This is a genomic window from Bradyrhizobium sp. LB8.2 (assembly GCF_040548035.1).
Lineage (GTDB): Bacteria > Pseudomonadota > Alphaproteobacteria > Rhizobiales > Xanthobacteraceae > Bradyrhizobium.
This window is the reverse complement of the sequence record NZ_JBEPQV010000001.1, coordinates 516462-539507: the sequence shown is the minus strand read 5'-3', so window position 1 is coordinate 539507 and position 23046 is coordinate 516462. Positions and strand designations below refer to the sequence as shown.

Sequence of the window (23046 nt, the reverse complement as noted above, 5' to 3'; positions counted from 1 at the left end):
GCAGGGACCCACCACGCCTGCGGCCATGACAGCCAGCATGCAGGCGGGACGCGCTGCGCGATGATGGTCGACCACGGGTGGCCTGCGACCTAGCGAGCTGGCATCGGTGGCGGGTGGGCATCGCAGCCTTGCATGGCGCCGCCAGCACAAGGGGCAGGCACGACCACCGCGCTGCGCTGGGAAACCTCCGCTGCCCGTGCCGACGGCGACTATGGAGAGTGATCGCGATCCAACTACGTGAGCCGGATGCAGGCGCACCGGCCGGCCGCGCTGTCTGTCACGCCGTGCAAGATCACCCCGTCACAAAAAGGCCAAGCGTGGGCGCGTGGTCGAGTGGATAGCAGCCACCGGTCCGGCAGGGACCCACCACGCCTGCGGCCATGACAGCCAGCATGCAGGCGGGACGCGCTGCGCGATGATGGTCGACCACGGGTGGCCTGCGACCTAGCGCGCTGGCATCGGTGGCGGGTGGGCATCGCAGCCTTGCATGGCGCCGCCAGCACAAGGGGCAGGCACGACCACCGCGCTGCCGATGGTGCAGCGACGCGGGAGGCTGTCTCGAAGCCTGGGGAAATTACGGGTGGCACGCATGACGGCGCCACGCGACCGGGACGCGCTGGCGGGTGGTGGTCGAGCGCTGCGGTTTGCGACCGAGGAAGCGCATCCGGGAATATGACGGGCGGCAGCACAAGATTTCGTTTGACGAAGCCGATTCCGGTCCGTTACAAATACGTCAACGGACGTTGAAGTGTTTGTAACGCGATTAGCTATGGCGCAGCACAACGGTAAATTCGTCACCTACTACCGTGTTTCGACCGGCAAGCAGGGCAAGTCGGGTCTCGGTATCGAGGCCCAGCAGGCGGCGGTCGCGGCGTATCTCAATGGTGGTGACTGGACGATTGTTGCTGAGTTCACCGAGGTCGAATCGGGCAAGAGGTCTGATCGGCCCGCGCTTGAGCAAGCCTTGGCCGCAGCACGACTGCATCGCGCGGCCTTGGTTGTCAGTAAGGTTGATCGACTGACGCGCTCCGTCGCGTTCCTGTCTCGCTTGCTTGAGGCCGGTGTTGATGTCCGATTTGCTGATCTTCCCGTGATCGAAGGCGCTACCGGCCGCTTCCTGCTCCAGCAAATGGTTGCTGTCGCTGAGTTGGAGGCCGGCATGATCTCCGCTCGCACCAAGGCGGCGCTGGCAGCGGCCAAGCGGCGCGGTAAGCAGCTCGGTGGCAACCGTGGCGTTGTTCCCGGCGCGAAGATGCAGGAAGCATCTCGGAAAGCCCTCTTGGAGCGCACCGCGAAGCATGCGGCAGATATCGGCCCAACGATCCGCAAGCTACAGGCGGACGGCGCAACGTCGTTACGGGCGATTGCAGATGGCTTGAACGAGGCCGGCATTCCTACCGCTCTCGGCAACGGCAAGTGGCAGGCGCTGCAGGTGCAGCGCGTCTTGGCGCGGTTACCGCAGTGACACGCAATAGCTGCTGTTGCTGGCGAATGAGCCGGTTGGACATGATCGGCCGGGCAGCCGAGCAAAGGCCCGCGGCGAGTCCCCATGGAGCGCGATGCAGCACGTCCCCGACGCCAGATAGTTGACCGGACACGCGATGCCGATCTTGGCGATCTGGTCGCGACCATTGGTCGGCTGGCAGTACTTGCCTGCGAAAGCGGGAGGCGCGGCCACAGAGAGAGCCACCGCGCCATGCAATGCGAGTCTCAGAATCGTCATGTGGTCGCGCCTCCCTTGCGGCCTGCTCATGGTGTGAGTTCCACGGCCGGCCGATCTTGGTCAACCGGCCATCAAGATGTTCGTTGCGTTGACCTCTGCTTCGATGGCGGCAATCGTCGCCTTGGTCGCCTTGATGGATGCCGCTGATTCAGCCACTAGAGCAAGTGCATCCTGATGTGCCTGCGTAACGACGGCCAGCTCGTGCTGGGCATCGACCAGTCGCTGCATCCGATCACGGGCGACCAGATGGGCGGCACGACTCTGCCGCACCATCGGTGAAAGCTGCTCGATATCCTGCCGGGTGGCAACCGCACTTCGTAGTCTGCGAGACATAGTGGTAACTCCTATCGTTTGGCGCTGCGGGAGGCAGCAAGCTCTGTCATGTGGGCGCGGGTGACACCGGTATATCGATTGATGTCATTGGCGGTGATGGCGGGACGTCGCCTGCGCATCTGGCTGACCGTTCGCTCATCGGCCGGCTTGTCGGGCTGTTGCAGCCTGCTGAACCCAGACGGTGCGCGATCCTGAAGGTCGCGGAGATAATCACGGACAGCCAGCGTCCCCTTGCCTCGGATCGTGATTTGGTCACCATTCAAGGTTCCGCCCGCCAAATCGCAGGCGACCGTCATCATGGTCGTGCTGTTGATCGAATAGCCTTTGGACCGTGCCGCCGCGACGATCGCGTCCTCAATTTCGTTAGTCATCAGGCGGCATCCTTCGAAGGGGCAGCCCCCTTATTCAGTTCGTTCAAAATCAGGCGGCGTACCCAGCCTGATTTCGATGCCAACTCAAGCTTCGCGCGGTGCTCGATTTCGTCAAACAACGAAACCGGCAAGGCGACGCCGATAGTTCGGTTGGGTTCGAAACGAACCCGATCTAGGTCGATCATGTAAACTCCAAAAACGGATCGCCGGCACCGCGAGAAACGCGGTCCGGTGGATACAAGGTGAAGATGCGGAGGGGTGAATCAAAAAGGCCGCCAGCGTTTCAGCTTGACGGCCCTTTGGTAGCTGTACCCAACCTACACTAGGGGGCCCCCGGAGTCAAGCCCAGCCTCCTGCCATGCAAGAAAGACAGGGCACGAAAATCGTAAACTACTGAATTTCAGAAGTATCGGAAACCCCTTCTGACATGGGGTTTCGCGCGTTTTCTCGCTTGGGGTCGTAACTCTTTGTACTTTTATAGCGCGCAGGGTCTCAGGTCGGCGAGGAATGTCGTAACGACGGCAATCATCACCCGATGGTCGGTTCCCAGTGCGTCTGTATGGCGATGCATCTAGAACGTTCTGTCGGGGGTGCTGCCGCGCCCCAAACGATGGGAGGGGTGTCCGCGCTCGGTCGTAGCGGCAAGTGCCTGCACGGCGCTCCGGCGCGCGGGAAGCCGCCTTCTATTCGCAGCGGAAGCTGATGCCGCCCCCCGGGACGATGCCTAGATATTCCTTCAAGCCGTTGAGGATGAAGCCGATCGTTCGGATTTTGATCTGATTAACATTCTGGCGATCGGTCTTTCGTCCCCCAGAATAGAGTTCAAGCGCAATTCCGTAGTCGTCATGACGGACGAGGGCGACTGCGGCCTTGCGGAGCTTATCGCCGGACGGCGCGGCATGGAGCCAACGAAGCCAGGCAAGGACGCCCAGGGCGCGTTCCTCATCGTCCCACTGGGACGAGTACCTCGTCTGTTCGGCGTCGTAGGGTTTCATGCTGTTGAGGAACCGGATTCGTTCCAGGTCGATCAACTCAGCGCGCGAGAGGCCCGGAGACTTCCAGCTCGAACGAGTGCCGGACGTGAGCCATTGCCGTTCCTGGTCTGGCGCCTTGTCGATCACCTCGACGGCCTCGACCAGCAACTGCCAGATCGCGTCCTGGTGTTTCGCCTTGTCCCCCCTGAGATCGCGGGCAAGTTCAGCGCCATGGGCGAGCCAGTCTAGCGCGTCGTCGATCTCGGAGGGGCGGCGAATGGTCTTGAAGTGGGTGATGGTCGTCGTGGCGGCGGTGGTCATGATATTTCCTTGGCAACCGGTGACGCGATACGGCGCACACACCGGCATGGATTGATTGTGGCGAGGTACAGGGGAGCGACCGGTGGCTTGAGTTGCCACCGGTCAGCATGGGTAGGTTAGATTGCCATGTGCATCCTGGGCTTGGGCCGGTTGTCTTTCTGGTAGCCCGTATAGAGACGCTTCGTCAGGAAGTTCTCGGGCTTCAGTGCAAAGCCGTCCTCAATCTTTTTTCTCTCATCGCGCGTGTAGTATTTGGCACCTCGTAAGATATCTCTGTAGTCGGTCAGACCTTCCAGCCTGATTGCTTCCAATGCCTCCGATATTTTCGTTCGGTCGCCGCCCTTCGGGTAATGCGACTGGAACTTCTCGACCATGTCGGCCGGCCAATTTCCGCCCGGTGGGGTCGGTCTGGCTTCATCGCCGTCAACGTCACCGTCACGACCAACCGGCCCCTGCTGACGCGGAGCGTTCCGCGTGTTCTCTTCACTGGGTTCTTTCTCTGGGTTTTGTTCACTGTGTTTATCGGTCATCAGTGATCGAGCGTCGGTGTCATCGGCGACCGAACGTGGCGGGCACTGATGACCAATCGTGGCATCATCGGTGACCGATCGATCGGTCACCGATGACCAATCTTCATCAGACTTGATGATCCATGACTCACCCTTCTGGAATTGAATATCGACTTGACTGCTGCTTTTGCGGCCCTTGAAGAATTTGGCGGTCGTGGTGATGAAGCCGGCATCCGCGAGTCGCTTGAACGATCGTTTCACGGTCGACTCTGAGACCCCGATCTCACTGGCGATCGTCGCATGGGAGGGATCGCATTGACCGGTTTTGTTGTTTCGATGGCCGAACAGGGCTACCACGACGAACAGGTCGACTTGCTCCAAGAGTTTCTTGTGCTTCTTACCCTTGGCTTGCTCTTTCGCTTGCGCCTTCGTCAAGGCGGATAACAGGTCCAAACGAGCGGTTGGCGAGATGTAGAATTTGGTCTTGGTGTTGTGCTTTTCGTGACTTTGCATGAATACTTTCGTTCGATCTTAGCGGATTGAGCATAAGAGGATAACGATTTCGAGAGCCGTGACGCGCCAACGTCGCGGCTTCCGCGTTTGTGGGATGACGCGGCCTGTGGCTGCCGGTCGAGTCGCGATTGTTCAGTCGGTCACGACCTCCACAATCACCGCAATGTCTCCGATCTCATCAAATGCCATTTTCTCATCCTCTTTGGCCGGCATGGACCTCGACAAGCTGAGGCTTTTTTCATCCATTCCCATCAACAATCGGACTCTTGTCCGACCATCTTTTCCCGTCAGCATCACAAGATCTCCGCCGCTAGGATCTCGGGCTTTCGTTGCGAACATGAGTGCGCGTGGCCGGAACCACGGCCCCAACGACTCGTCCGGATTTCGAAAAGCAAACGCGGTCTCATCGTCTTCCAACTGAAACGGCGCCGGCACGAGTTCGGTTTTTGTCATCTTCACCCTGGAGTGAGAGCTGACTGGCAGAGCAGACACGCTCCGTACTTCGACAAGCCGATAGGGGTGGGACGGCGATTGCCACCCCCATTTGGTGGAATGACTTCCATCCGGCAGACCGACTTCGGCTGTCTCATCCCTCAGGTGAGCAGGCAGCGACTCCCGTGCCCCGCGAGCGATTTTCTCCAGCGTCCTCGACGAGAAGACGTACTGGTAATCCGGCTGGTTGAGAGCCCGAAGAATTGTTGATGGTGAGATGCCTGCGTGGCGGGCCAGATCTGTGCCGCTCCAATCCCGCTTCCGCATAAGGAGCCTGATCCACTCAATCACAGCCTCTCTCGATCGACCTGATTTCCGACGGCCGCGCACCATCACCCCACCTCCAACGAGCTCATTTGCATTTCTAACATAAAAAGCAATTAAATGCAAATGCAATCACCTCCCTCGGCTCGACGCAACTCCTCTGCGACAAGAGCGACGGTGACTAAGCCAGCTGAGGTTCTGGACCCCGGCATGCCATGATGCGACGACGGGGCCCTATCAAACGGACAGAAGCCGGCGCTTGCATTATTTGCATAATATGGTAATAATGCAAAAACCAAGGGGCGGCATCTTGCCCCCCGGCGCCTAAAAGGAAAGCAGACTTGTCAAATCAGCCACACGTCAATGAATCGAAGCAGCCGGTGGTCCAATCAGTTACCGCTGCGCAGGAGCAAAGTGCTCGCCCGAACTTAACCGGAGCGAGCTACGCGATCGGAAAAGTCCTCGGCGAAGTTTGGAACGACGTGTGCATGGATCTCCACGAGTTCCAAGTCGCATCGGCCATGTGCTTTCAGGCACTCTCCGAAGGAAAATCCGCCATGTCACTGGCTGATATCTTGGCCGCGACCAAGCTGAAAATGCGCGACGGAAAACGCGCAATCGAGCGCCTAGCCTCCGCCGGCCTTGTGAGGACGATCCGCCCTTCGATGCAGGAGTTGGAGCGCGGGCCGCTGGCCATCCGATATGAGCTTTGGTCCGCGCTGGACCTCGTTCAAGCCTCTTAAGCTGCCCATGATCCAGGGGACATGGAGCAGACACTCCATGTCCACCTAACGACCAGGCCACGAATGACAAAAGCGCTCTTTGAGGCGGAGGGAATCTCTTCCGCGGTCGGCATCATCGGAGCGGCTACGCCACTGAGATTGGAGGCAGCAGCCAAGCTCGCCTTTCCGGATGGGTCAATGAAGGTAGCTGGACTGCGCCGCGAGATCGCACGCGGTCGGCTCGCTTATGAAGTGATTGCGAACAAACACTACGTCACGCTCAACGATATCGAGGAAATGAGAAAGCTATGTCGCGTACCAGTAAGGGACCGCGCCTCTATAAGCGCGCTGCGCGCCGGAAGAATGGGGCAGTCGTCCGAAATCCAGTCTGGGTCGTGCTCGACGGAGGCAAGGAAATCTCCACAGGAGTTGCTGCAACTCCGGATCAGTCAAGGGCTCCAAAGGAAGCGATAAAATTCCTCTCCGACTACTTGATCAAGCAAGTCAGGCCTGAGCGAAAGGCGCGCGAGATCGAAGACATCCCGATCGCGGATGTACTTACGATCTATCTTGACGATCATGTCGAGGCAGGCAGGCCAGAAGACGAGTTGACAGGTCAAGAGCGGCACTTAGTCCAAACGATCAATCGCCTCAATGAATTTTGGGGCAGCAAGGTCCTGACCGAGATCAACACGAGGGAGTCGAAGGGATACGTCAAGCATCGCGAGAAACAAGGTGGCGGACCCGGTGGCGCACGCCGTGATTTGGAAATCCTGCGAGCCGCCATCAATCATCACGGCGCCGAGAACCTGCACTACGGCAAAGTCAGCGTTTGGCTGCCGGAAAAGGGGGAAGCTCGCGAGCGTTGGCTCACGCGGAGCGAGGCTGCCCAAATGATCTGGAGTGCTTGGCGCTATCGCGAGGTCCAGACGATCCACGTCGGCCCCGACAGGGGTAAGAAGGTCGTCACCGACCGCCGACCGCTTCGGCATATCGCCCGCTTCCTTCTCATCGGGTGCTACACCGGAACGCGCGCAGGAGCGATCGCATCGGCGTCCAAATTACGTTCGATCGGAAAGTCGTATGTCGACCTGGAACGGGGCATGTATTACCGCAAGGCAATCGGCAAGAAGGCAACGAACAAGCGCCAGCCTCCCGCACCGATCCCACCTCGCCTCCTGGCGCATATGCGTCGCTGGGACCGGCTGGGCATCGCCAAGGAACACTTCGTCGAATACAACGGGAAGCCCGTTCTATCCGTCAAAAAGGCCTTCAGAACGGTCGTCAAGCTCGCGGAAATCGACACCACCGTCGGAAATGTAACCCCCCACACGCTCCGCCACACGGCGGCGACGTGGTTGATGCACCAGGGTGTCGATTTATGGACGGCGGCCGGCTATCTCGGCATGACGGTCGAAGTGTTGGAACGGGTATACGGCCATCACCACCCGGACCATCTGGCGGACGCGGTGCGGGGCATCACGGCCAAGCGGCCCATGAAAAAAGCCGTGGGCTGATATCAATCTTGGGCTATTTCTTGGGCTTGAAAAAAGTGCAAAACCCTAAGTGTCTGAAAGTCTTGGTCGGAGTGGCAGGATTCGAACCTGCGACCCCTGCGTCCCGAACGCAGTGCTCTACCGGGCTGAGCCACACTCCGACAAGAGGCCGGCTTATAGCGTCGGGTTTGGCGCACCGCAAGCGGCCGAGCTGAGGAATCTTATCCCTGTGAAAACGGGTCTTGAAACGCTGATTTTACCGGCCGGCGAGGCCGGCGCGGAAGCTGCGGCCCGGACATTGGCTGCCGGCGGGCTGGTCGCGTTCCCGACCGAGACGGTCTACGGGCTCGGGGCGGACGCTGGAAATGCCGGCGCGATCGCCCATCTTTACGCCGCCAAGGGGCGGCCGGCCTTCAACCCGCTGATCGCCCATGTCGCCGACCTCGCGGCCGCGCGGAGGATCGGGCGGTTCGACGCCTGCGCCTCAAGCCTCGCGGAGGCGTTCTGGCCGGGGCCGCTGACGCTGGTGGTGCCGAAGACGGAAAACTGCCCGGTCGCCGATCTCGCCACCGCGGGCCTTGACACGGTCGCGATCCGGATTCCGGCCCATCCGGTGGCGCAGGCGATACTGCGCGCCTTTGGCGGGGCGGTGGTGGCGCCGTCCGCCAACCTCTCCGGCCACGTCTCGCCGACGCTGGCCGCCCATGTCGAAAGCGACCTTGCGGGGCGGATCGACCTGATCGTGGACGGCGGGCCTGTTACGGTCGGCGTCGAATCGACCATTGTCGGCTGCCTCAATGCGCCGATGCTGCTGCGGCCCGGTGGGCTGTCACGTGAGCGGATCGAAGCCGTGCTCGGCGCACCGCTGGCGCGACTGCCCACGGAGGCCGAGAGCAACGACAGCCAGCCGCTGGCGCCGGGCATGATGGCCTCGCATTACGCGCCGCGCGCCAATGTGCGGCTCAATGCACAGGACGTTGCGCCCGGAGAAGCGCTGCTGGCGTTCGGCCCCGCGCGCCTGCCGGGCGTTGACGCCGCCGCCGCTGTCATGAATTTGTCGCCCACCGGTGATCTCGATGAAGCCGCCGCCAATCTGTTCGGCTATCTTCGCGCCCTCGATGCCAGGAGGCCGCGCGCAATCGCCGTGATGGCGATCCCCGAAGACGATTTGGGCGAAGCGATCAACGACCGGCTGCGCCGGGCCGCGGTGGCGAGATAAGAGCGAAGCAAGAGACAACACAAATGAACGTCAATCATTCCGCCACGCCTCCGCTTGCGCCCGAGTTGATCGAACAATTCCGCAAGATCGTCGGCGATCGCCACGCCATCACCGATGCGGCCGACATCGAGGCGTACGTCACCGAGGAGCGCAATTTGTTTCACGGCCGCTCGCCGCTGGTGCTGCGCCCGGGCTCGACCGCGGAGGTCTCCGCGATCTGCAAGCTGGCTTCGGAGCACAAAATTGCGCTGGTGCCGCAGGGCGGCAACACCGGCCTCGTCGGCGGACAGACGCCGCACAATGGCGAGGTGGTGGTGTCGCTGCGGCGGCTGGACAAGATCCGCGAGGTCGACGTCGCCTCCAACACCATGACTTGCGAGGCCGGCGTGGTGCTGCAGATCGCGCAGCAGAAGGCCGCTGAAATGGACCGGCTGTTCCCGCTCTCGCTCGGCGCCGAAGGAAGCTGCACCATCGGAGGCAATCTCTCGACCAATGCCGGCGGCACGGCCGCGCTCGCCTATGGCGTCGCGCGCGAGATGGCGCTGGGGCTCGAGGTGGTGCTGGCCGACGGGCGCGTGCTGGGCGTGCTGTCGAAGCTGAAGAAGGACAACACCGGCTACAATCTGCACAATCTCTTCATCGGCGCCGAAGGCACGCTCGGCATCATCACGGCCGCGACGCTGAAGCTGTTTCCGAAGCCGCGGTCGATCGAGACCGCCTTCGTCGGGCTGAAGTCGCCTGACGCGGCGCTGAAGCTCCTGACGATCGCGCAAAGCGAGGCTGCCAATGCGTTGACGAGCTTCGAGCTGCTCTCGGAGCTGGCGGTCGATTTCTCGATCCGCCACGGCATCGACGTGCGTGACCCGCTCGCGCAAAAACATGCCTGGTACGTGCTGATGGAATTGTCCTCTCCGGGCGACGATGCCCGCACGCCGCTGGAAACGATCCTCGGCCGCGCCATGGAGGACGAGATCGTCGACGACGCCGTGATCGCGGCCAATCTCACCCAGCGCGCCGGCTTCTGGAAGCTGCGCGACGAGATGTCGTCGGCGCAGAAGCCGGAGGGCGGCTCGATCAAGCACGACATTTCCGTGCCGGTGGCCACTGTTCCCGCCTTCATCACGGAGGCCAATGCCGCCGTGATCAAACTGATCCCCGGCGCGCGGCCGGTGCCGTTCGGCCATCTCGGCGACGGCAATCTGCATTACAATGTCAGCCAGCCGATCGGCGCCAACACCGCGGATTACCTGGCACGCTGGCACGAGATGAACGCGGTCGTGTTCGCGATCGTGTTGCGCATGGGCGGCTCGATCTCGGCCGAGCACGGCATCGGCGTGCTCAAGCGCGACGAGCTGCCTGACGTGAAGGACAAGACCGCAATCGAGCTGATGCGGTCCATCAAGGCGATGCTCGATCCGCTTGGAATCATGAACCCGGGAAAAGTGCTGTGAGTGCTCTCGAGATCGATGCGATCAATGACGCCGATGTCGAGTTGGTGGTCGCGCTGTGGCAGCGATGCGGCCTGACCCGGCCGTGGAACGATCCACATTCGGACATCGCGCTGGCGCGACGGCGCGACAATTCCACCATCCTGATCGGTCACGACGGCGGCGCGATCGTCGCGACCGTCATGGTCGGCCATGACGGCCATCGCGGCTGGGTCTATTACGTCGCGGTCGACCCCGATGGCCGCAAGCGCGGCCATGGCCGGGTGATCATGGCCGCCGCCGAGGACTGGCTGCGCCAGGCCGGCATCGCGAAGCTCCAGCTCCTGGTCCGGCGCGGGAACGCGCAGGCCAATGCGTTCTATCAGTCGCTGGGGTTTGAGGAATCGACCTCGGTGATGTTCCAGAAGTGGCTCGACGGCCGCGACACGACTCCAAGCAACTGAGCAAGCAACTGAGATCGAGCCATGACCATTTCCGACCGCGTCCGCATCAAGGACGTCCGCGTGCTCTCGGACAACTGGACCACCCTCAAGAACACCACGTTCGAGTACCGGCGCGCAAATGGCGAATGGCAGACGCAGCACCGCGAGACCTACGAGCGCGACAACGCCGCGGCCGTGCTGCCGTATAATCTCGCACGGCGCACGGTGATCCTGGTAAAGCAATTCCGCCTGCCGGCGTTCATCCGCGGCTACGACGATTTGCTGATCGAGGCGGCCGCCGGCGTGCTGGACGATGCCTCGCCCGAAATGCGCATCCGCGCCGAGGCCGAGGAGGAAACCGGCTATCGCCTGCACCACGTCCATAAGGTGTTCGAGGCGTTCATGAGCCCCGGCGCCATCACCGAGAAGCTGCATTTCTTCGTCGCCGAATACGAGCCGGAGATGCGGGTCAGCGACGGCGGCGGCCTCGAACATGAAGGCGAGGACATCGAGGTGCTGGAGCTCGGCATCGACGAGGCGCTGGCAATGATCGCGGACGGGCGCATCATCGACGCCAAGGCGATCATGCTGCTGCAATACGCGGCGCTGCATCTGTTTCGGTGAGCTTGCTTACCCTTGAGCTCACCTCCAACTATCAATAGTCTGTTGCCAACAAGAACCACAGGAGACGCGCCCCATGACCGCTTCGCGCGACGACGAATTCGGCTTTGCGCCCGACTATGATGCCCCCGTCCCCTATATGCAGCGCACGCGGGATTATTACACCGCGATCGGCTACACCACGGCGTATCGCTGGGCCCACTACACCGAGGCGCCGTTCCAGCCGCTGAAGAAGTCGCTTTCGCAATCGCGCGTCACGATCATCACGACGGCCGCGCCGTACGATCCGGACAAGGGCGACCAGGGGCCGGGCGCGGCGTATAATGGCGGCGCGAAATTCTACCAGGTCTATGACGGCGACACCTCGAAAGCGCACGATCTGCGCATCTCCCATATCGGCTACGACCGCAAGCACACTTCGGCCACCGACAACGGCACCTGGTTTCCGCTGCCGCAGCTTTTGAAGGCGAGCGCCGCCGCGCGCATCGGCGAGGTGGCCCCGCGTTTCTTCGGCGCGCCGACCAACCGCAGCCATCGCGTCACCCTCGACACCGACGCGCCGGAAATTCTGGCGCGGGCCGTTGCCGACAAGGTCGATGTCGCCGTGCTGGTGCCGAACTGCCCGGTCTGCCACCAGACCACGGCGCTGGTGGCGCGGCATCTCGAGGCGAACGGCATTCCGACCGTGATCATGGGCTGCGCCAAGGACATCATCGAGCACGCCGCCGTGCCGCGCTTCTTGTTCAGCGATTTCCCGCTCGGCAATTCCGCGGGCAAGCCGCACGACATCGCCTCGCAGGCGCAGACGCTCGAACTGGCGCTGAAACTGCTGGAGACCGCGAGCGGCCCGCAGACCACCATGCAGTCGCCGCTGCGCTGGAGCGAGGATGCCTCCTGGAAGCTCGACTACAACAACGTCGCGCAGCTCTCACCTGAAGAGCTGGCGCGCCGCCGTGCCGAATTCGACAAGCAGAAGGAGCTCGCGCGCGGCAACCGCGCCGCCTGACGTCCTCCGACAACCAAAACAAAAGGGAGAGCGACGTGACGCGACCGTTCGAAGGCGTGAAGATCCTGGACTTCACGCAAGTGCTGGCCGGCCCTTATGCGAGCTACCAGCTCGCGCTGCTGGGCGCCGACGTGATCAAGGTCGAGCGGCGCGAGGGCGAGGACATGCGCCGCACGCCGCTGTCGCGCGAATGGGCCGACCGCGGCCTCGCGCCGGCGTTCCAGGCCATCAACGGCAACAAGCGCAGCCTGACCCTCGATCTGCAAAAGCCCGATGCGATCACGATCGTGAAGAAGCTCGTGGCGCAAGTCGACGTCGTCATGGAGAATTTCCGGCCGGGCGTGATGGACAAGCTCGGCATCGGTTATGAGGCGCTGTCCGCGATCAATCCGAAGCTGATCTACTGCGCGGTATCCGGCTTCGGCCAGACCGGTCCGGATCGGCTGCGCCCCGGCTATGACGGCAAGATGCAGGCGCTGTCCGGCATCATGGCGATCACGGGCCATCCGGAGACCGGCCCGACCCGCGCGGGCTTTGCCGTGTGCGACGTGCTGTCGGGGGCCACGGCCGCCTTTGGCGTGTCGAGCGCGCTGTACCAGCGCGATCGCACCGGCAAGGGCCAACTCATTGACGTCTCCATGCTGGAAGCGACGATGGCGTTTCTCTCAGGACAGATCGCGGACTGGTCGGTCGCGGGCCATCGCCAGACACTGTCGGGCAATCAGGCGGTGAGCCGCCGGACCACGGCGAATTTGTTTCGATGTGGCGACGGCCACATTCTGCTCGCCGTCAACAACGAGAAACAATATCGCGCGCTGATGTCTGCGCTCGGCCGCGAGGACACGCTGACCGATCCGCGCTTCGCCGATTGGTTTGCGCGCAACGACAACGAGCCGGCGCTGCGCGCCATCATCGAGGAGGCGCTCGCGGCCAGGCCGGCGCGCGAATGGGAGACGATTTTGGAAGATGCCGGCGCGCCCTGCGCCAGCATCTGGAAGGTCGAGGAGGTGATCGACCATCCGCAGATCAAGGCGCGCGGTGCGATCCAGGAGCTGGATACGCCCTACGGCCGCCTGCGCTTCGCCGGCAGCGGGTTCAAGCTCGCCCATGGCAGCGGCAAGCTCGACCGAATGGCGCCGGAACTCGGCGCGGATACGGATACGGTGCTGGGCCAGCTAGGTTTTGACGCGGCGGCGATTGCGGAGTTGAAGGCGCGGGAGATTGTTTGAGGGCGGCGCCACCTAAAACAACGACCCCTGCCCGCCATCCTCCGATCCAACCGCCTTCCGCACGACCTTCTTCGGCTTCACCGCTTCCGCCTCGATCTCCTCCGCGCTGATCGGCAGCAACAGCTGCTCGTCATCATTGGCGACGCGGTTGACACGGGTGGTGACCGGGTGCCAGGCGAATTCGCCGATGCGCGGGGCGGTCATCAGCGGCAACACGGTGTCGACGTCATCGCTGCGGCTGTCCAGCCAGCGCTCGAAATCGCGCGGGCCGATGGTGACAGGCACGCGGTCATGCAACGTGCCGAGATCCTCGCTCGCCGCCGCCGTTACGATCGCGGCCGTGTCGAGCTCTTCGCCGTTCGGCCCGACCCAAGTCTCGAACAATGCGGCAAAGCCGAGCGGCTCGCCGTCGGCGCGGTGGATGAAGAAGGGCTGCTTGCGGCCGTCGATCGACTTCCATTCGTAATAGCCGTCGGCCGGAATCAGGCCGCGCCGCCGGCGGATCGCGCGTTTGAACGCGGGCTTCTCCAGCACCGTCTCGGAACGGGCGTTGATCAGCAGCGTAAATCCTTTGGGATCCTTGAGCCAGCCCGGCAACAGGCCCCAGCGCATCAGGCGGAAATGCCGCGCGCCGCTCTCGGCCAGCACGACCGGAATCGGTTGTGTCGGGGCCACGTTGAACCGGGGCGGGAAATTCGGCTGCTCGATATAGCCGAACAGTTGCCGCAAAGCCGCCGGGGCTGAAGTTATGACGAAGCGTCCACACATCCTTGAGCGCCTATATAGGGTCCGTTCAGGTCCTTTTAACCCCGAACGTTAACACTGCGGCAGATGAGCTCAACGGTCTCCCAGCCGGCGCGAATGCATGGACAGACGGGGCCCGAGGCCGCGGCCTGGGCCGAGCGGCTGCGCGTCGCCAACATCAACCCGCGGACCGGGCTTGCCACCGACTATCTCAACCATTTCAATGAAGCCGTGATGCTGCTGGAAATGGTCCCGGACATGCCGGAATGCGCGGAAGATTTCTTGACCTGGTCGCCGCTGTCCTACGCCGAGCATTTCACCGCCTCGAATTTCAAGGCCCGGGATCTGGCGATCGAGGCCTATGATAAGGCCGACCCGAACGTGCGCGCCCAGTTCGACCATCTCACCGACACCATGACCTCGATTCTGTCAGCGGTCGGCTCGGCCATGCGCGAGGTCGAGAAGGATACGACCCGCGTCCGCCTCGCCGAGCAGGCCGCAGTCTGGGTCAGGCCGCTGATAGCGGCCTGCGGCGGCATCATCAATGGCGGCGCGGAAGCCGACGTCGACACCATCATGGCGAACTGAGCCCGAGCAGGTGAAGTCATGGCCGCGGTCGTCCAGCCCACCCATCCCCAACTCGCGGTCAGTGCCGCGATTTTTCGCGACGGCAAGGTGCTCCTGACCCGCCGCGCGCGCTCGCCCGCAAAGGGGTTCTATTCGCTGCCCGGCGGCCGGGTCGAGTTCGGCGAATCGCTGCACCAGGCGCTGGCACGCGAGGTCGACGAGGAGACGGCGCTCGATATCGACATCATTGGCCTGGCCGGCTGGCGCGAAGTGCTGCCGCCCTCGGGCGGCGCCGGCCATTACCTGATCATGTCCTTTGCCGCCCGCTGGGTGGCGCGGGAGCCTGTTCTCAACGACGAGCTCGACGACTACCGCTGGGTCGCCCCAGAGGCCCTGGCGAGCCTCGGCGACCTCAAGCTGACCGGAGGGCTGGAAGAGATCATCCAGTCGGCCCACCGGCTGATCGGCCCCTGACCCCGCCTTGCGTCTACCGCCCCGAGGAGGCATACACCCCGCCGATGTCCACGCGATTTCTGGCCATTTTTGCCCTGCTTCTCGCCTGCGCCTCCGCGCCCGCCCGGGCCCAGGACGGGGCAGCGCCGTTTGACGGCGATTTGCAGCGGCTGGCGGAGATCCTCGGCGGGCTGCACTATCTGCGCGGCATCTGCGGGTCTAACGAGGGCAACAAATGGCGCAGCGAGATGCAGGCGCTGATCGATGCCGAAACCCCCGCGGGGGAGCGCCGCACCCGCATGATCGCCGGCTTCAACCGCGGCTATAACGGTTTTCAGCAGACCTACCGCAGCTGCACGCCGGCCGCGACGGTGGCGATCCGCCGCTACATCGAGGAAGGCTCGAAGATCTCGCGCGATCTCACGGCACGCTACGCGAACTGATTTACTGCCAACCGCATCCAGACCGTGAACTCCTCATCCTGAGGAGCGCGGAACGCGCGTCTCGAAGGATGAAAGGCCCTGCTGCTGCAGCGGGGCCTCTATGGTTCGAGACGCGTGCTTCGCACGCTCCTCACCATGAGGGTTGGGCATCGGGGAACCCTGTCATCGTCTTTGTACACAGCCGTTAACCGTTCCTAAAGATGTGGCCTAGCGGGCGTTAACGCGCGTGCTACACCTCTCGCACAGCGCATCGCCGTGGACGCGCCTCCAGCCCTGTCGAGTTTCATGAGCCATCCAGTGTCCTACGCCCCCGCCCGCGCGCCGCTGCCCGATCACGAGCAGAAACAGGCCGCACTGAGCTATCTCAACGAGGCCTGGGCCGAAGCGCGCCATGATGGCGTCGACGGCGACTGCCTGGCGCAGGCGAGCCTGTTCGCGGCCTTGGCCGAACTCGTCGGCACCTATGGCGAGGACGCGGTGGCGAAATTCGTCGAGGGCTTTCCCGGCCGCATCCGCAACGGCGAATTCTCGGTCGACATCTCCAGACAGTAAGCCTTGCTCCAGGCAGTAAGCCTTGCCGAAAATGACCCCGCCGCACGGGCGGGGCCAGTCTACGGATGAATGACTTTACGACGAAGTCTCGGCGAAGGCGTCGCGAAGTCTGCCGTGTTTATCGCACGGAAGCGGCCTCCCCCGGCCAAGCATTAGTCTCGTCAGGGCCGGGAGTTGTTCCCGCAGCCATCGGGAATGCGCGCCCCAGCCCGTCACGGCTCGATCTTGAGCGTCGCTTTCATGTTGGGATGATAGCGGCAGTAATAATCGACCGTGCCCGCTTTCTTCAAAACGAACGTCGCCGATTTTTTCGCCGGCAGGTTCACGTCGAAATCCCCGTTCCCAGCGGTCGCGGTGTGGGCGAAGACGTCCTTGTTGATCCATTCCACGGTGTCGCCGACCTTCGCCGAAGCGTCTTTCGGCGACATTTCGAGATTCTCCATCGTGATTTGTATGGTCGCGGCGTGCGCCGGGACGGCCATCGCCACGAGCACGACCGCTGTCGCGATCGCAGACAATCGTCCCGGCATCATCGTCTCTCCCTATTTCAGTTCGGCCGCGACGTGCTCGGCGTGCTGCTGATGCCCCTGGAAGATTTTCAGACCGGTCTGCAGCAAGCTCTTCAGCTCGGCATTGTTGGCGGACGGAATGAGCTGCGTCTCCAGCGCGCCGTTGACCGCCTTGTGGTAGGCGACCTCGTTCGCGACATAAGCCTTGTCGAAGGCCGCACCGTCCAGCTTGCCGAGTTCGGCCAGCTTATCGCTCGCCTGCTTCGACAGCGCCTTGCTGGTGTCGTTGTCTTCAGGCGTAACGTTCAGCTTCTTGACCAGCGCCAGCGCCTGCTTGTTGACGGCCTCGTGGTCGCGCAGCATGTCCTCTGCAAATGCCTTCACATCCTTGTTCTTGGCCTTCTTCTGCGCCTGCTTGGCCGCGTTGATGTCGATCACGCCCGCGGTGTAGGCGATGTGGGCGATCTGCGGATCGGTCGGCTTGTCGGCTGCTCTGGCGCCTTGCAGCAGCGCGGGGCTCGACAACAAAATTGCTGCGGCGATCGCCGCACTCCAACGAACGAACATGGTTTGACACTCCTGTGCTGCCGGACGGATTGCCGGCGCTTTGCTTCACAGGCGTTGGATGGAATTTTCGCGCGAACGTTCCCGAAAAACTTCAGCCGCCGATGCCGAGCCGCTTCAGCACTGACACGGTCAGCCGCTCGCAGCGCCACCCGGCGAACGGGAACGCATCCATCACCAACGGACCGATCTCCTTCTCGACGTTCTCGCGCAGCATGGTGCGGGCACGGTGCAGCCGCGTCTTCACGGTCTCGGGCTTGACGCCGAGCAGCTCGGCGGTCTCCTCGATGTTCATGCCTTCCATGACGCGTGCGACGAAGACCATGCGGAAGACATCCGGCAACTCATCGATGGCGCGCTCGACGACGCGCTGGATTTCACGTTGGGCCATGGTCCTTTCCGGATCGCCTGCGGGAGAAACGGGAAATTTTATGATCTGCGCCTCGAGCATCGCTTCGGGGACCGAGCCGAGCTCGACATGCGGCTTGGCGCTTCGCGCCCGGCCAAGCGCCTCGTTGATTGCGATGCGCGACAGCCAGGTCGACAGTCCGGACCCGCCGCGGAAGCCGTCGAGATGGGTGAAGGCGCGGACGTAGGTTTCCTGAACCACATCCTCGGCTTCGCTGTCGCTGCGCAAAATCCCGCGCGCCAGTCGATAGAGCCTGCGGTTGTTGGCCTGCATGATCTCACGCAACGCGGCCTCGTCCCGGCCCCGCGCCCGGTCGACCAGTTCGGCTTCCAATGCCCTGATTTCTGATGTCTTGGCGCCGGCGGACAGGCCGGCTGCGGTCCGTTGCATAGCGGTCACCTGCTCGTTTCGCTTCGTTCCGGACATTGGATGCCGGCCCAAGGGAAAGGTTCCCAACTTTCTGATCCTCTCCTCGGGGTTCCCTTGGGGGAAGGGTTAAGGGATATCCTAGTCCGTCTCGATCGGCAGCGCCGGATCCCTTGCCCACTCGCCCATCGAGGCGTCGTAGAGCGTCAGCTTGTCGTAGCCGAGTTGCGTCAGCAGCAGCAGGTCGATCGTCGCCGAGATGCCGCCGCCGCAATAAAGGATCACATTCTTGTCGCGGGTGACGCCTGCCGCGGCGAATTTGGCCTCAGCATCGGCAAGCGTCGTCAGCGTCTTGTCGGCATTGGTAAGCGTTGCCGCTGATACGTTGACGCTGCCGGGAACGCGACCCGGCCGGCCGTAGCGGCTCGGCTCGAGCCCGCGATGAAATTGCGGACCGAGCGCGTTGACGATAACAGTCGCGGGATCGCCAAGCCGCGCCTTCACGGCGGTCTTGTCGACGAACAAGCCTTCGCGCGGTGTGGCCTTGAAGGTCGTGGGCGGATATCCCTTTGGGGCGCCCATCTCGAGCGGCCGCCCCTCGGCTTTCCATTTGTCGAGGCCGCCATCGAGCACCTGCGCATCGACGCCGAGTGAGCGCAGCATCCACCAGAACCGCGTGGACCACATCATGGTGCCGATGCTGTAGAGCACGATGGTCTTGCTAGCATCGAGGCCGTGGCGGCCAAAGGCGGCCTCTAGGTGGGCAACATCAGGCATCATGAAGAATTGTTGCGCGGAGGCGTCGGAGAACTCGCCCTGCAGGTCGAGAAAATCGGCGCCCGGGATGTGGCCGGCCTCGAACGTCTTGTCGCCGGGGACGGCGCGATAGGGCACGTCGCTGCCTGATGGCACCGGCTCGTTGTAGGTCGTGCAGTCGTAGAGGCGGAGATTGGGGTCGCCGAGCTGGGCTGCGAGTTGCTCGGTGGTGATGAGGGGGGTGGGTTGGGGCATTGACTACTCTCCCTATCGAGGGAGTGTAGCTCTCTCCACTCGTCATTGCGAGCGCAACGAAGCAATCCCGTCTGCCTCCGCGGAAAGACTCTGGATTGCTTCGCTGCGCTCGCAATGACGAATGTGTGGCAACACCGCGGCTACGCCTTCAACGTCTCCAGAAACCGCACCGGCTCGCCCTGCGACGCCGTCACGAGGTCGCCCTGCCACATCACCCGGCGGCCGCGGATGAAGGTGCCGACGGGCCAGCCTGTAACGCGGACGCCGTCATAGGGGGTCCAGCCGGCCTTGGACGCCACCCATTTGTTGGTGATGGTCTCGCTGCGCTTGAGATCGACGATTGTGAAGTCGGCGTCGTAGCCGGCGGCGATGCGGCCCTTGCAGGCCATGTTGTAGAGGCGCGCGGGGCCGGCGCTGGTGAGATCGACAAACCTTGCCAACGACAAGCGGCCGGCATTGACATGATCGAGCATGAGCGGCACCAGCGTCTGCACGCCGGTCATGCCGGAGGGCGAGGCAGGATAGGTCTTCTGCTTCTCTTCCAGCGTATGCGGGGCGTGGTCGGAGCCGAGCACGTCGATGATGCCCTGCTCGATGCCGCGCCAGATCCCGGCGCGGTGATCGGCGCCGCGCACCGGCGGATTCATCTGCGCCAGCGTGCCGAGCCGCTCGTAGCATTCGGGCGCAACCAGCGTGAGATGATGCGGCGTCGCCTCGCAGGAGGCGACGTCCTTGTGGTCGCGCAAAAACTCGATCTCTTCCTTGGTCGAGATGTGCAGCACATGGATGCGCTTGCCCGTCTCGTGCGCGAGCTTGACCAGGCGCTGCGTCGCCATCAACGCCGCGGTCTCGTCGCGCCACACCGGATGCGAGCGCGGATCACCCTCGATGCGCAGCGATTTGCGGTCGTTGAGGCGGTACTCGTCCTCGGCGTGGAACGCGGCGCGGCGGCGGATCACCTGAAAAATGCGGCGCAGGCTTTCGTCGTCCTCCACCAGCAGCGCGCCGGTCGAGGAGCCGATAAAGACTTTGACGCCGGCGCAACCCGGCGCACGCTCCAGCACCGGCAAGTCCTGCACGTTTTCGCGGGTGCCGCCGATGAAGAAAGCGAAATCGCAATGCATGCGATGATGGGCGCGCTTCACCTTGTCGGTGAAGGTGGCCTCCGTCACGGTCAATGGCGAGGTGTTCGGCATCTCGAACACGGCGGTGACGCCGCCCATCACTGCGCTGCGCGAGCCGGTCTCGAGGTCTTCCTTCTGCTCCAGCCCGGGCTCGCGGAAATGCACCTGCGTGTCCATGACGCCGGGCAGGATGTGCAGGCCCTTGCAGTCGATCATTTCGGCGGCGGAAGCCTGCGACAGCGCGCCGATATCGGCAATGCGGCCGTTGACGACGCCGATATCGCGGGCTCCCTCGCCGTCCTGGTTGACGACAGTGCCGCCCTTGAGGATCAGGTCGAAACGCTGGGTCATGGCTGGAGGCCTCTCTCGTCCCCAAGCGCAGGGCTTGAGGTCTTGTCGTTTTTGCCTTGCGGGCTTACGTTCCGGAGCAACATGTCGCAAGAGATTTTCGTATGAAATCAGCGTTTCTTCCCGACCGGGGCGTGGTGAAGGTCGCGGGCGAGGACGCGCGCAACTTCCTCAATGGCCTCGTCACGACCGATGTCGACAAGCTCAAGCCGGGCCTGGGGCGATTCGGCGCGTTGCTGACGCCGCAGGGCAAGATCACCGTCGATTTTCTGATCACGGAGGCGCCTGCCGGCCATGGCGGCGGGTTCCTGATCGATTGCCCGAAGCCGCTTGCCGACGGCCTCGCCACCAAGCTGAAATTCTACAAGCTGCGCGCCAAGGTCACCGTGGAAAACCTGTCCGACGATCTCGGCGTGCTCGCGGCCTGGGACGGCAAGCCCTCGGCCCAGCCCGACCTCGCCTTCGCCGATCCGCGCAATGGCGAACTCGGTTACCGCATCCTGATCCCTGAAGATCTCAAACAGAAGCTCTCCGATCTGATCGGCGCCGAGCTGGTCGACGCCGCTGCATACGAGGCCCACCGCATCGCGCTCGGCGTGCCGCGCGGCGGGCTCGATTTCATGTACAGCGATGCGTTCCCGCACGAGACCAACATGGACCGCCTTTCCGGCGTCGATTTCGACAAGGGCTGTTATGTCGGCCAGGAGGTCGTCTCGCGCATGCAGCATCGCGGCACCGCACGCACCCGCAGTGTCAAGGTGCTGCTCGAGGATCTCTCGCCTGAGCTCGGCGTCAGCGTTCTTGCCGGCGACAAGCCGGTCGGCACGATGGGCTCGTCGGCGCAGGGCAAGGGTATCGCGCTAGTGCGCATCGACCGTGTCGCCGATGCGCTCGATGCGGGACAGGCGCTGACTGCCGGTGGCCTCGCTGTGAGGCTAGCGGAGCCTAACGTTGTCCGCATTTCAGCCAAGCAGCCCATCGCATGAGCCGTGCCCCTCGCCTGCATCCCGACGGAATCACGCGCTGCCCCTGGCCCGGCGAAGATCCGGTCTACGTCGCCTATCACGACACCGAATGGGGCGTGCCGGAGTATGACGACCGTGCGCTCTATGAAAAGCTGATCCTCGACGGTTTCCAGGCGGGCCTGTCCTGGATCACGATTTTGCGCAAGCGCGACAATTTCCGCAAAGCCTTCGACGATTTCCAGCCGGAGAAGATCGCGCGCTACAACGAGAAGAAAGTCCACGCGCTGATGAACGATGCCGGCATCGTGCGCAACAAGGCCAAGATCGACGGCGCGATAGCAAGCGCGAAATCCTATCTCGATATCATGGAGAAGGGCCCCGGCTTCTCGAAACTGCTGTGGGACTTCATGGACGGTAGCCCCAAGGTCAATCATTTCAAGACCACCGCGAGCGTGCCGGCCTCGACGCCGCTTTCCATGCAGATCTCCAAGGAGCTGTCCTCGCGCGGCTTCAAGTTCGTCGGCCCGACCATCGTTTATGCCTTCATGGAGGCGACCGGCCTGGTCAACGATCATCTCGTCGACTGCCATTGTCACGCGAGCTGCGGCAAGACGCAGCGCAAGCCCCGCCTCAAATCCAAATGACGGCCAAGAAGTCGTCACGCGATGTGGCGTCCCGCGCCTGGCAGCGCATGCTGTCGGGCCGGCGGCTCGATTTGCTCGATCCCTCCCCGCTCGACGTCGAGATCGCCGACATCGCGCATGGGCTGGCGCGTGTCGCCCGCTGGAACGGCCAGACCATCGGCGCGCACATCTTCTCGGTCGCGCAGCACACGCTGCTGGTGGAAACCGTGATGCGGCACGAGATGCCGCGCGTCGACCAGCGCATGCGGCTTGCCGCGCTGCTGCATGACGCGCCCGAATACGTCATCGGCGACATGATCTCGCCGTTCAAGGCCGTGCTCGATGGCCATTACAAGGCGGTCGAAAAACGCCTGCTCGCCGCCATCCACGTCCGGTTCGGGCTACCGCCGGTGCTGGCTGACGAGATCACGCTGGCGATCAAGGCCGCCGATCGCGGCGCGGCCTATCTGGAGGCCACCGAGCTCGCCGGCTTCAGCGAAAGCGAGGCCAGGCGCCTGTTCGGCCGCGATCCGGGCCTGTCCGACAGCGTCCGGCGCGACTATCTCACGCCCTGGACGGCGGCCCGGGCGGAGAAGCAGTTCCTGGAGCGGTTTGGCGCGGTGTTTGCGTGATCGTTGTCGTGAGTTAGAGTCCTCTGGGTGGGCAAAGGCGCCCTTGCGCCGTCCCCACCAATTTTTCCCAAAA

Annotated in this window: 28 protein-coding genes and 1 tRNA gene; 16 read left to right on the top strand and 13 right to left on the bottom strand. The window is 63.1% G+C overall.

The window, feature by feature from the left end:
* Positions 1-769: 769 nt before the first annotated feature.
* Positions 770-1465: a recombinase family protein gene (locus tag ABIB06_RS02475; protein ID WP_354125562.1), complete on the top strand. Its 696-nt coding sequence runs from the start codon at positions 770-772 to the stop codon at positions 1463-1465.
* 318 nt (positions 1466-1783) lie between these two features.
* On the opposite strand, the gene ABIB06_RS02470 is transcribed toward ABIB06_RS02475, so the two are convergent.
* From ABIB06_RS02470 to ABIB06_RS02445, 6 genes are all read right to left on the bottom strand, one after another.
* Complete coding sequence (locus ABIB06_RS02470) at positions 1784-2056, bottom strand: hypothetical protein (RefSeq protein WP_354125561.1); 273 nt, start codon at positions 2054-2056, stop codon at positions 1784-1786.
* Positions 2057-2067: 11 nt separating this feature from the next.
* Positions 2068-2427 (bottom strand): hypothetical protein, encoded by a 360-nt coding sequence (locus tag ABIB06_RS02465; protein WP_354125560.1) that lies wholly within the window; start codon positions 2425-2427, stop codon positions 2068-2070.
* Complete coding sequence (locus tag ABIB06_RS02460) at positions 2427-2612, bottom strand: hypothetical protein (RefSeq protein WP_354125559.1); 186 nt, start codon at positions 2610-2612, stop codon at positions 2427-2429. Before ABIB06_RS02460 ends, ABIB06_RS02465 begins: the two co-directional genes overlap by 1 nt.
* Positions 2613-3110: 498 nt before the next feature.
* Complete coding sequence (locus ABIB06_RS02455; protein ID WP_354125558.1) at positions 3111-3722, bottom strand: hypothetical protein; 612 nt, start codon at positions 3720-3722, stop codon at positions 3111-3113.
* A 116-nt stretch (positions 3723-3838) separates the two neighbouring features.
* Positions 3839-4744: a helix-turn-helix domain-containing protein gene (locus ABIB06_RS02450; protein WP_354125557.1), complete on the bottom strand. Its 906-nt coding sequence runs from the start codon at positions 4742-4744 to the stop codon at positions 3839-3841.
* A 132-nt stretch (positions 4745-4876) separates the two neighbouring features.
* Entirely contained in the window at positions 4877-5197 is a 321-nt protein-coding gene (locus tag ABIB06_RS02445; RefSeq protein WP_354125564.1) for a hypothetical protein, read from the bottom strand.
* 644 nt (positions 5198-5841) lie between these two features.
* Between ABIB06_RS02445 and ABIB06_RS02435 the strand changes: the two genes are divergently transcribed.
* The gene (locus ABIB06_RS02435; RefSeq protein ID WP_354125556.1) at positions 5842-6243 is read left to right on the top strand and encodes a hypothetical protein; all 402 of its coding nucleotides are present in this window, start codon (positions 5842-5844) and stop codon (positions 6241-6243) included.
* Between the two features lie 287 nt (positions 6244-6530).
* A complete protein-coding gene (locus ABIB06_RS02430; protein ID WP_354125555.1) occupies positions 6531-7739 on the top strand; it encodes a tyrosine-type recombinase/integrase in 1209 nt (402 codons plus the stop codon).
* Between the two features lie 63 nt (positions 7740-7802).
* Here the strand turns inward: ABIB06_RS02430 and ABIB06_RS02425 are convergent.
* Positions 7803-7879, bottom strand: a tRNA-Pro gene (locus ABIB06_RS02425).
* A gap of 68 nt (positions 7880-7947) precedes the next feature.
* Between ABIB06_RS02425 and ABIB06_RS02420 the strand changes: the two genes are divergently transcribed.
* From ABIB06_RS02420 to ABIB06_RS02395, 6 genes are all read left to right on the top strand, one after another.
* Positions 7948-8937, top strand: coding sequence for an L-threonylcarbamoyladenylate synthase (locus tag ABIB06_RS02420; RefSeq protein ID WP_354045905.1), 990 nt, complete (start codon positions 7948-7950; stop codon positions 8935-8937).
* A 23-nt stretch (positions 8938-8960) separates the two neighbouring features.
* Positions 8961-10388, top strand: coding sequence for an FAD-binding oxidoreductase (locus tag ABIB06_RS02415; protein WP_354045903.1), 1428 nt, complete (start codon positions 8961-8963; stop codon positions 10386-10388).
* Entirely contained in the window at positions 10385-10828 is a 444-nt protein-coding gene (locus ABIB06_RS02410) for a GNAT family acetyltransferase (RefSeq protein ID WP_354045901.1), read from the top strand. The genes ABIB06_RS02415 and ABIB06_RS02410 overlap by 4 nt, the downstream gene beginning before the upstream one ends.
* Before the next feature lie 21 nt (positions 10829-10849).
* Positions 10850-11431, top strand: coding sequence for an NUDIX hydrolase (locus ABIB06_RS02405; RefSeq protein ID WP_354045899.1), 582 nt, complete (start codon positions 10850-10852; stop codon positions 11429-11431).
* Between the two features lie 73 nt (positions 11432-11504).
* Entirely contained in the window at positions 11505-12434 is a 930-nt protein-coding gene (locus tag ABIB06_RS02400; RefSeq protein ID WP_354045897.1) for a glycine reductase, read from the top strand.
* A 35-nt stretch (positions 12435-12469) separates the two neighbouring features.
* Positions 12470-13663 (top strand): CaiB/BaiF CoA transferase family protein, encoded by a 1194-nt coding sequence (locus ABIB06_RS02395; RefSeq protein WP_354045896.1) that lies wholly within the window; start codon positions 12470-12472, stop codon positions 13661-13663.
* Between the two features lie 12 nt (positions 13664-13675).
* On the opposite strand, the gene ABIB06_RS02390 is transcribed toward ABIB06_RS02395, so the two are convergent.
* Positions 13676-14431, bottom strand: coding sequence for an SOS response-associated peptidase (locus ABIB06_RS02390; protein WP_354045894.1), 756 nt, complete (start codon positions 14429-14431; stop codon positions 13676-13678).
* 63 nt (positions 14432-14494) lie between these two features.
* Here ABIB06_RS02390 and ABIB06_RS02385 point away from each other — a divergent pair, with 63 nt between their 5' ends.
* From ABIB06_RS02385 to ABIB06_RS02370, 4 genes are all read left to right on the top strand, one after another.
* Positions 14495-14995, top strand: coding sequence for a hypothetical protein (locus ABIB06_RS02385; RefSeq protein WP_354045892.1), 501 nt, complete (start codon positions 14495-14497; stop codon positions 14993-14995).
* An 18-nt stretch (positions 14996-15013) separates the two neighbouring features.
* Positions 15014-15448 (top strand): NUDIX hydrolase, encoded by a 435-nt coding sequence (locus ABIB06_RS02380; RefSeq protein ID WP_354045890.1) that lies wholly within the window; start codon positions 15014-15016, stop codon positions 15446-15448.
* 44 nt (positions 15449-15492) lie between these two features.
* Positions 15493-15870: a TIGR02301 family protein gene (locus ABIB06_RS02375; RefSeq protein WP_247440890.1), complete on the top strand. Its 378-nt coding sequence runs from the start codon at positions 15493-15495 to the stop codon at positions 15868-15870.
* A 285-nt stretch (positions 15871-16155) separates the two neighbouring features.
* On the top strand, positions 16156-16422 hold the full coding sequence (locus tag ABIB06_RS02370) for a hypothetical protein (protein ID WP_007594892.1): 267 nt from the start codon (positions 16156-16158) through the stop codon (positions 16420-16422).
* A gap of 212 nt (positions 16423-16634) precedes the next feature.
* On the opposite strand, the gene ABIB06_RS02365 is transcribed toward ABIB06_RS02370, so the two are convergent.
* The 5 genes from ABIB06_RS02365 to ABIB06_RS02345 all read right to left on the bottom strand — a co-directional run bounded on the left by ABIB06_RS02365 (position 16635) and on the right by ABIB06_RS02345 (position 20756).
* Positions 16635-16952 carry a cupredoxin domain-containing protein gene (locus ABIB06_RS02365; RefSeq protein WP_354046116.1) on the bottom strand — a complete coding sequence of 106 codons (318 nt, stop codon included), beginning with the start codon at positions 16950-16952 and terminating at the stop codon, positions 16635-16637.
* Between the two features lie 12 nt (positions 16953-16964).
* The gene (locus ABIB06_RS02360; protein ID WP_247440886.1) at positions 16965-17498 is read right to left on the bottom strand and encodes a DUF4142 domain-containing protein; all 534 of its coding nucleotides are present in this window, start codon (positions 17496-17498) and stop codon (positions 16965-16967) included.
* 91 nt (positions 17499-17589) lie between these two features.
* Positions 17590-18294 carry an RNA polymerase sigma factor gene (locus ABIB06_RS02355; protein WP_354045887.1) on the bottom strand — a complete coding sequence of 235 codons (705 nt, stop codon included), beginning with the start codon at positions 18292-18294 and terminating at the stop codon, positions 17590-17592.
* A gap of 117 nt (positions 18295-18411) precedes the next feature.
* Entirely contained in the window at positions 18412-19281 is an 870-nt protein-coding gene (locus tag ABIB06_RS02350) for a sulfurtransferase (protein WP_354045886.1), read from the bottom strand.
* Positions 19282-19421: 140 nt separating this feature from the next.
* Complete coding sequence (locus tag ABIB06_RS02345) at positions 19422-20756, bottom strand: dihydroorotase (protein WP_354045884.1); 1335 nt, start codon at positions 20754-20756, stop codon at positions 19422-19424.
* A 101-nt stretch (positions 20757-20857) separates the two neighbouring features.
* On the opposite strand from ABIB06_RS02345, the gene ygfZ reads away from it, so the two are divergent.
* The 3 genes from ygfZ to ABIB06_RS02330 are packed head-to-tail and all read left to right on the top strand — an operon-like array spanning position 20858 to position 22973.
* Positions 20858-21739: a CAF17-like 4Fe-4S cluster assembly/insertion protein YgfZ gene (gene ygfZ, locus ABIB06_RS02340; protein ID WP_354045882.1), complete on the top strand. Its 882-nt coding sequence runs from the start codon at positions 20858-20860 to the stop codon at positions 21737-21739.
* Positions 21736-22362 carry a DNA-3-methyladenine glycosylase I gene (locus ABIB06_RS02335; protein WP_247340249.1) on the top strand — a complete coding sequence of 209 codons (627 nt, stop codon included), beginning with the start codon at positions 21736-21738 and terminating at the stop codon, positions 22360-22362. Before ygfZ ends, ABIB06_RS02335 begins: the two co-directional genes overlap by 4 nt.
* Complete coding sequence (locus ABIB06_RS02330; protein WP_354045880.1) at positions 22359-22973, top strand: YfbR-like 5'-deoxynucleotidase; 615 nt, start codon at positions 22359-22361, stop codon at positions 22971-22973. The genes ABIB06_RS02335 and ABIB06_RS02330 overlap by 4 nt, the downstream gene beginning before the upstream one ends.
* Positions 22974-23046: the final 73 nt, after the last annotated feature.